The sequence below is a fragment of the Caballeronia novacaledonica genome (assembly GCF_900258035.1).
Taxonomy (GTDB): Bacteria; Pseudomonadota; Gammaproteobacteria; order Burkholderiales; family Burkholderiaceae; genus Caballeronia; species Caballeronia novacaledonica.
In genome coordinates, this window is record NZ_OGTP01000048.1 from 1 (window position 1) to 8340 (window position 8340).

Annotated in this window: 7 protein-coding genes; 5 read left to right on the forward strand and 2 right to left on the reverse strand. The window is 63.5% G+C overall.

Annotated elements, in window-relative coordinates; all coding sequences use genetic code 11:
- The first annotated feature begins 308 nt into the window (after positions 1-308).
- Genes imuA through NOV72_RS31440 form a run of 3 tightly spaced genes read left to right on the forward strand, consistent with a single transcriptional unit; the run spans position 309 to position 6154 of the window.
- A complete protein-coding gene (imuA, locus tag NOV72_RS31430) occupies positions 309-1172 on the forward strand; it encodes a translesion DNA synthesis-associated protein ImuA (protein WP_106858404.1) in 864 nt (287 codons plus the stop codon).
- Positions 1117-2676: a Y-family DNA polymerase gene (locus NOV72_RS31435; protein WP_106858405.1), complete on the forward strand. Its 1560-nt coding sequence runs from the start codon at positions 1117-1119 to the stop codon at positions 2674-2676. The genes imuA and NOV72_RS31435 overlap by 56 nt, the downstream gene beginning before the upstream one ends.
- Positions 2677-2683: 7 nt before the next feature.
- The gene (locus NOV72_RS31440) at positions 2684-6154 is read left to right on the forward strand and encodes an error-prone DNA polymerase (RefSeq protein WP_245933235.1); all 3471 of its coding nucleotides are present in this window, start codon (positions 2684-2686) and stop codon (positions 6152-6154) included.
- Here the strand turns inward: NOV72_RS31440 and NOV72_RS31445 are convergent.
- Together NOV72_RS31445 and NOV72_RS31450 are read right to left on the reverse strand one after the other, a co-directional pair.
- The gene (locus NOV72_RS31445; protein ID WP_106858406.1) at positions 6148-7086 is read right to left on the reverse strand and encodes a dTDP-4-dehydrorhamnose reductase family protein; all 939 of its coding nucleotides are present in this window, start codon (positions 7084-7086) and stop codon (positions 6148-6150) included. The genes NOV72_RS31440 and NOV72_RS31445 overlap by 7 nt on opposite strands.
- A complete protein-coding gene (locus NOV72_RS31450) occupies positions 7083-7289 on the reverse strand; it encodes a heavy-metal-associated domain-containing protein (protein ID WP_106858407.1) in 207 nt (68 codons plus the stop codon). Before NOV72_RS31450 ends, NOV72_RS31445 begins: the two co-directional genes overlap by 4 nt.
- A 98-nt stretch (positions 7290-7387) precedes the next feature.
- On the opposite strand from NOV72_RS31450, the gene cueR reads away from it, so the two are divergent.
- Both cueR and NOV72_RS31460 read left to right on the forward strand, forming a co-directional pair.
- Entirely contained in the window at positions 7388-7774 is a 387-nt protein-coding gene (gene cueR, locus NOV72_RS31455; protein ID WP_106858409.1) for a Cu(I)-responsive transcriptional regulator, read from the forward strand.
- 235 nt (positions 7775-8009) lie between these two features.
- Positions 8010-8156, forward strand: a complete 147-nt coding sequence (locus NOV72_RS31460; RefSeq protein ID WP_075583840.1) for a DUF3563 family protein — start codon at positions 8010-8012, stop codon at positions 8154-8156.
- Positions 8157-8340: the final 184 nt, after the last annotated feature.

Genomic DNA, 8340 nt, shown 5'->3' on the forward strand with positions numbered 1-8340 from the left:
CGAACAGGACCGTGAAACGACTCCACGCCGATGATAGTGCGGATTCCCGTGTGAAAGTAGGTAATCGTCAGGCTCCTTATGCTGCAAACAAAAACCCCACCCCGCAAAGGTGGGGTTTTTGCGTTGGAGCGGCGAATTCGCACGAACATTACCAAATTCCTTCCGCAGTCAGCCATCGACGTACCTTCCGACGTCCGATGTTTACCCTCCCCCTCCAAAATACTGTATAAATATACAGTAAAACCAAAGACCACCGAGTGCTCGAACCATGAGCAGGCCCTTGCATTCGCTCTGGACGGGGAAAACTCATGGGTGCAGCACTTTCATTGCTCGACATCGGGCTGACGTCGCATCTGCAGCGTCAGATCTGGCAGGGCAGTCCGATCAACGATCCCGACTCGAACATCATCTCGAGCGGATTCCGGACGCTCGACCTGGCCTTGCCCGGCGCAGGCTGGATGCCCGGCACAGTCACCGAGTTGCTGATCGAAGAGAGCGGCGTGGGCGAAATCAGGTTGCTCGCACACATGCTTCGGGAACTGACCGTGCGCAAAGACCGCTCCGTCATCTTCGTCGCGCCACCGTGGAAGCCTAATCTGGCTGCGCTGCGGGCGATGAAAATCGCGGTCCACAAACTGGTCTGGGTCAAGGCACCCGAGGATCAGGTGCTTTGGGCTGCGGAACAGTCGCTGAAGCAGGAAGGCATCGGCGCTGTGCTGATCTGGCTTCCTCAAGTGCGCCCCGAAGCGCTAAGAAGGCTGCAAGTTGCGGCTCAGGAAGCGCAGTCATTGGCGTTTCTGTTCCGTCCGCTCAAAGCGGCGAAGCAATCATCCGCCGCGCCTTTGCGCATGGTCTGCAAACCGATACTTCCCGCCAGCGCACAGACGATGAACCGTCGCGAATGGATGCAAGCCGTCATGCTCGAAATCGACATCATCAAACGGCGTGGCCCATTGCTGGGCAAGCCGTTGCAGTTGAGCTTGCCGCTGCAGATGCCTGCGCTGCCCGAACCCATTCGTCGTGCGCATCAGGCAAGGAAAGCACGAGAGGTCAAACATGTTGTGGATAGCGGTGACATTGCCGCTTTTATCGCTAGAAGCCGTCAGGCCGCCTTCGATGCCCTCAGCGCCGGCGAACTCGACATCGCCTGGAGCGAGCTCGACGGCGAATGACGGCATCGATCAGCCGTGCTTCGCGCTCGCCGATCACGCGCGCATCCTGATGCCCGATCTCGCCGCGTTTCGGCTCGGCGTGCGGCCCGGCAGCACACGCTCGCATGCGTTCGCGCTGGCGCCGCGACTGACGCTGCTCGCCGTCGATATTCGCGAGGAGCAAAACGCGCTCGAAGCCGTTGCGCTGGCGTTGCTCGCATTTACGCCCAAAGTCGTGCTGGCCCACGCGAATACGGTGCTGCTCGAAGTCGGCGCAAGCATGCGGCTCTTCGGCGGATTGCGCGCGTTGCTCTCCAGGGTGACGTCGACGGTCAAAGGATGCGGTTTCACCTCGCGCATGGGCTGCGCGCCGACAGCATGGGGCGCGTGGCTGCTGGCGCATGCGCGGACGCGTCGTGTCGCGCGTCGCGTGCGTGTCGTCAAGGAGACGACGCTCGTCCACGTGCTCGATGCATTGCCCGTATCGCTCATTCCGTCGGCGCATTCGCACGGCAACGTGTTCGAGCAGATCGGTTGCGCAACGCTCGCCGATTTACGTCGTCTGCCGCGTAAGGGCGTCGCGCGTCGCTTCGGTCAAGGCGTCCTGCAATGGCTCGCGCAGGCGTACGGGCAGGCGCCCGACCCGCGCGAGGCGTTTTGCGCGCCGGCGTCGTTCGAGGCGCGGCTCGAATTGCAGGCGCGCGTGGAAAGCGCCGACGCATTGCTGTTCGCCGCCCGCCGGCTCGTGCTGCAACTCGCCGGCTGGTTGAGCGCGCATCATGCGGCGGTCAGCGAATTTTCGCTCTTGCTCGAGCACGAACTGGCCGCCCGTCACGCGCCGAAAACCTCGACGTTCAAGGTCGCATGGGCCGTACCGACGCGCGAAGCCGATCACATTCTCTGGCTGCTGCGCGAGAAGCTGAATCAGACGACGCTCGCCGCGCCCGTGATCGAGATGAAGCTGGTTGCCGACAAGGTCAGCGAGCATGCGCCGCCGGCCGAGACCTTGTTCCCGATGCCCGGTTCCGACAGCGAATCGCTGGCGCAACTGCTCGAACGTCTGAGCGCGCGGCTCGGCGCCGAGAACGTCGTGCAACTGGTCGCGCGAGACGATCATCGGCCCGAAGCGGCGATGACGGTCGAAGCTTATAAGCCTGCCAGCGAAACGAAGCCGAAGCGCGCGAAGAAATCGTTGAAAACGCAAGAAGCAAAAGCCGATGCGCCCACCGAAGCGCAAGCCGAATCCGACGGGCCGCTCGAGCTTCCCGATCTGGCCGTGCCGTCGCAGCCGCGTCCGTCGTGGATACTCGAAACGCCGCAAAAGCTGCTCTTGCGCAACGAGCGGCCGTTCTATCGGCGCCCGCTGAAGCTGATCAGCCGGACCGAGCGCATCGAGGCGGGATGGTGGGACGGCAACGGCGTCCAGCGCGATTACTACGTCGCCGCCGACGATCGCGGGCGCATGTTCTGGCTTTATCGCGAACGTCTCACCGGCGACTGGTTCCTGCACGGTTTTTTCGGATGATGCCGCCATGGACGATTTGAGCGACATCATCGGTCCGGGCGAGGGCGACGAAGGCGACGACAAGGCCGCGTTTCCCGGTGCGATGTCGGCATCGGCGCTGTTGCCCGGCTATGCCGAACTGCATTGCCTGAGCAACTTCTCGTTTCTGCGCGGCGCGTCGCATCCGCAGGAATTGGCCGCGGCAGCGCTCGAGCACGGCTACACCGCGCTCGCGATCACGGACGAATGCTCGCTCGCGGGCGTCGTGCGCGCGCATGCCGCGATCAAGGATATCGAAGCGAAGGCGCGCGCCGATGCCGAAGCCGCGGAGCGTGCCGGCGAGCCGCCGCCGAAGAAGCAGGATCTGAAGCTGATCATCGGCAGCGAACTGCATCTCACGGATGACGACGGCGAGCCGTTCTGCACGCTCATCGCGCTCGCGACGAATCGGACGGGCTACGGCAACCTGTCGGAGCTGATTTCGCAAGCGCGCGCCCGGTCGCCCAAGGGCCGCTACAAGATCGGTCCGGAGGACTTCACGGATCCCGCCGCGTCATCCAACGCGGCCGATCTGCGCGGCGATATCGCGCATCTGAAGCACTTGCCCGATTGCATCCTGATTCTCGTGCCGCAGCGATCGGCGACGCTCGCCGACACGCTCGACCGCGCGCACTGGCTGGCCGGCTTTGCCGCGGGCCGGGCATGGCTCGCGCTGGAACTCTGGCAGGACGGCAGCGACGACGAGCGCCTTGCTTCGTGCCGCGTGATCGCCGAAGCGAGCGGATTGCCGCTCGTCGCGGCGAGCGGCGCGCTGATGCACGCGCGCTCGCGCAAGCCTTTGCAGGACACGCTGACCGCGATTCGCCTGAACCGGCCGCTCGCCGAATGCGGTTACGCGCTCGAAGCGAACGCGGAGCGGCATCTGCGCACGCGTCTGCGTATCGGCGCGCTGTATCCGAAAGAGGCGATCAGGGAAACGCTGAAGGTGGCGGCCCGCTGCATCTTTTCGCTCGACGAGCTCAAATACGAGTATCCCGAAGAACTGGTGCCGCCCGGCGAGACGCCCGCGAGCTATCTGCGCAAACGAGTGATGGCGGGCGCGCTGCAACGCTGGCCGAACGGCATGGATGCCGAGACGATCGGTCTTATCGAAAAAGAGCTGGCGCTCGTCGCCAGGCTGGAATACGAAAAGTACTTCCTGACGGTGAATGACATCGTTTCATTCGCGCGTAGCCAGAACATTCTGTGTCAGGGACGCGGCTCGGCGGCGAATTCGATCATCTGTTATTGCCTGTTCATCACCGAGCTCGATCCGGTCCGGATGGGCTTGCTGATCGAGCGCTTCATTTCTCAGGCGCGCAACGAGCCACCCGATATCGACGTCGATTTCGAGCATCAGCGGCGCGAGGAAGTCATCCAGTACATTTATCGGAAGTACGGGCGGCATCGCGCGTCGCTGGCGGCGTCGCTCATCACGTATCACACGCGCAGCGCGCTCAAGGATGTCGGCAAGGCGCTCGGGCTCGATGCGTCGCTGATCGAGCGCATCGGCAAGTCGCAACAGTGGTGGGACGGGCCGTCGGCGGTGGCGGGCTATCTCAGGGAAGCAGGCTTCAGCGACGACTCTCACGTCACGAAGCATCTCATCCGGCTGACACGCGAGCTGCGGGGCTTTCCGCGGCATCTGTCGCAGCACGTCGGCGGTTTCGTGATCGCGCGGGAACGATTGTCGCGGCTCGTGCCGATCGAAAACGCCGCGATGAAAGACCGCTGCGTGATCCAGTGGGACAAGGACGACATCGATCAATTAAAGCTCCTGAAAGTGGACGTGCTCGCGCTCGGCATGCTGTCGGCGATCCGGCGCGCGCTCGAATTCGTCGCGTTGCGGCGGGGCGTGCCGGGTTTCGGCATCCGGCACATTCGCCGCGAGGACAAGGCCGTCTACGAGATGTGCTGCCGCGCGGACACCATCGGCGTGTTTCAGATCGAATCGCGCGCCCAGCAAAGCATGCTGCCGCGCTTGCGGCCGGAGAAGTACTACGACCTCGTGATCGAAGTGGCGATCGTGCGGCCCGGCCCGATTCAGGGCGGCATGGTGCATCCGTATCTGCGCCGCAAGCAGGGGCTGGAAGACGAGGAATATCCGAAAGAGGAACTACGGCCGGTGCTCGGCCGCACGCTCGGCGTGCCGATTTTTCAGGAGCAGGTGATGAAGCTCGCGATGGTCGCGGCGGGCTACACGGCGGAGCAGGCCGATCAGTTGCGCCGCGCGATGGCCGCGTGGCGTCGCGGCAGTCATCTGGAGAAGTATCAGGCCGATCTCATGACGAAGATGCTTGCGCGCGGCTACGAGCACGATTTCGCCGCGCGCGTGTGCAAGCAGATCGAGGGATTCGGCGAATATGGCTTTCCGGAAAGTCACTCGGCGAGCTTCGCGCTGCTCGTTTATTTCAGCGCGTGGATCAAGCGTTACGAGCCCGCGGCGTTTCTGGCCGGTTTGCTGAACAGCCAGCCGCTCGGATTCTATTCGCCGTCGCAACTCGTGCAGGACGCGCGGCGTCACGGCGTGCCGGTGTTCGCGCCCGATGTTTCCCTGAGTGATTGGGAATCGGTGCTGGAAGCGCGCTCCGGCAATGGCGAGCGCGTCGTGTTCGATGCCGGCAAGGAGCGTCGGCGCCAGCAGTTCTATGGCGCGGCCGCGTCGGAGCGCGTGTTTCGGAAGACCGTGCGGCGAGCGGCGCGCAGACTCAGAAAGCGCGTCGAGCTGGATGGACGGCAATACGGCGCGAAAGGGCCGGGTGTGCGGATCGGCCTGCAACTGATCAAGGGTCTTCCGCAGGCGGCGGCCGAGCGGATCATGGTGGCGCGCGCACAGGCGGCATTCATCGACGTGGACGATCTCACGCGCCGCGCCGCCTTGTCGCGCCGCGAACTGGAAGCGCTCGCGGCGGGCAATGCGCTGGCGAGCATCGCGGGGCATCGGCGTCAGGCGTGGTGGGCGGTCACCGCGCAACAGCGCGCGCCGGAATTGCTCCGCGATGCGCCGATGAGCGAGGCGCCGCTCCTGCTGCCGGAAGCATCGGAAGGCCGCGAAATCGTCGACGACTACGCGAGCCTCGGGCTCACGCTCAATCGTCATCCGCTCGCGCTTTTGCGCGGCAAGCTTTCACGCCTGCGCTTCAAGACCGCCGCCGAACTCGCGGGCATCAGGAACGGACGCTTCGTGCGGGCGTGCGGCATCGTGACGGTGCGGCAAAGGCCGGGCACGGCAAACGGCACGATCTTCGTGTCGATCGAGGACGAAACCGGCGCGATCAACGTGATCGTCTGGCCGGGCCTTGTCGAAAAGCAGCGCAAGGTGCTGCTGGGAGCGTCGCTGCTCGGCGTTCATGGCGTCTGGCAGATGGAGGGCGACGTGCGTCATCTCGTGGCGCAACGGCTCGAAGACCATAGCGCGCTGCTCGGCCGTCTCGCCGCGCCGAGCCGCGATTTTCACTGATCCGGCATGTCCGGATAGTTGGCGAGCAGCGTGGCGATCGCGCTGTCGAACGGCGTACGCCGGCCGATGCCCAGCGCTTCCAGCCGGCCGGAGTCGAGATGACAATCGCGCGGGCGCGGCGTCGTGTCCGTCGGCGTGCGTTGCGCGACGAGCTTCGCGTCCACGTTCAACGTCCGCGCGATGCGTTGGGCGATATCGAACTTCGTCATCGGTTCGTCGCCGGACCATTGCGTGATGCCGGAAATCGTCGCCCCTTTCGCATGATGTTCGAGCATGCCGCGAATCACCACGGCGACATCGGGCGTGAACGTCGGATAGCGCGTCGCCCAGGCGTCCATCGAGGCGGGCGGGCGCGCCGGATCGGCCGATTCGACGATCGCGGGCGTGAGACTCGTCACCGCCGATTCGTTCCAGCCGGTGAACGGCCCATACAGCAACGGCAGACGCAGCACGCACGACGCCGGATCGCTTTCGAGCAACGCGCGCTCGCCATCCAGCTTGCTTTGCCCATAAGCGTTGAGCGGCGCGGGCGCATCGTCGGGGAAATAGGGCGGGGCGGTGCCATCGAACACGTAATCGGTCGAAATCGATAGAACCCACGCGCCGAGCGAACGCGCTTCGCTCGCGATCACGCGCAACGCATCGACATTCAGCGCGCGCGCGTGCGCCGGATCGTTTTCACAGACATCCGGACGGCGCTCCGCCGCCGCAACTACGATCGCATCGGGCGCGAACTCGCGAAAGAAGGCGGACACCGCGTCACGGTCGAGCAGGTCGAGCTTGACGCTGTGCGCGTCGGCGCGACTGTGGGCCGTGCGCACGATGCGCCATTGCTTCGCGCCGGGCGCGCTCGCCAGTTCGCCCGCGATGGCGCGGCCCAGCAATCCCGACGCGCCGATCACCGCGACAGTGAAATGCTCGCTCGCCCTCATGCCGAAGCGACGCCGACGACCGTATAGCCGGCTTCGTCGATGGCTTCCTTCAACGCGTCGGTCGATTGACCGGACTCGACGGCGACCTTGCCGCGTTCGAGATCGACGCGAACCCGCGCGTGCGGGTCGATTTCCTGTATCGAGCGCGTCACGGCCGCGACGCAGTGCTGGCAACTCATGCCCTGAACTTCGAACTCGGTCATTGCAGTTCTCTCTTGAAAAGACTTCGATCAGCGTCATCGTATACCTTGCCATGATGGGAAGGTGTAGAGTCGGGATGATATTTTTTCAGGAGCGAACGATGAACATCGGCGAAGCGGCCCGCGCCTCGGGCGTGACGGCGAAGATGATCCGCTATTACGAGAGCGTCGGCTTGCTCAATCCGGTCGGGCGGACGTCGTCCGGATATCGCGTTTATGGCGATCAGGAGGTGCATGCGCTGCGCTTCGTGCGACAGGCGCGCCGGCTCGGCTTTCTCGTCGACGACATCCGCAAGCTTCTGGCCTTGTGGCACGACCGGTCGCGCGCGAGCGCCGAGGTGAAGTCGATTGCACTGGAGCACGTCGCGGAACTAGACCGGCGAATCGCCGAGTTGACCGACATGCGCGACACGCTGTCGCATCTGGCGACTCACTGCCACGGCGACGATCGACCGGATTGCCCGATTCTGGACAAGTTGGCGCAGTAGATGCACCAATTCGGTGCTCATCGAACGAAATCCCAATCCGAGTCTGGGTAATTGTCCGAAAAATCAGTGACTTAAGCAATTAGCCTGCCCGCACCATTCCGAAACCGAATGCACAGTATTCAAGCATTTCACTCCCCCGGCTCAACTTTTCTCCTCTATAATCCGGGTATTCCCTAGTGCGGGTAATTCCTGACCCGAAATTGCCAGGGATCTTTCAAAGACCTTGGAGAACATCATGTTTGCATTCCTGATCGAAAAACTGAGCTTTTGGTTCGAAGCTGCCGAGCAACGCCGCCGCGAAGCGTATCTTGCACAATCGACGGACATCGTCCAGCTCGAAAAGCGTATCCGCTCGCTCGAATCGAACGGCTATAACGCGTAAGCGTTTCGTTCCTGGCGTCGAAAACGCCGGACGTGAAAGTTGAAAAGCCCCGCATCGCGGTAATGCCGTTCAGTTAGCGCTGAACGGCATTTTTGTTTGTGGGGGCGAGAAGTGGTTGTAAACGGAGCGCCGGGCTGTTAACTTTCTGGTGCGATGCTTGCCGACCACCTCACTTATCTGATCG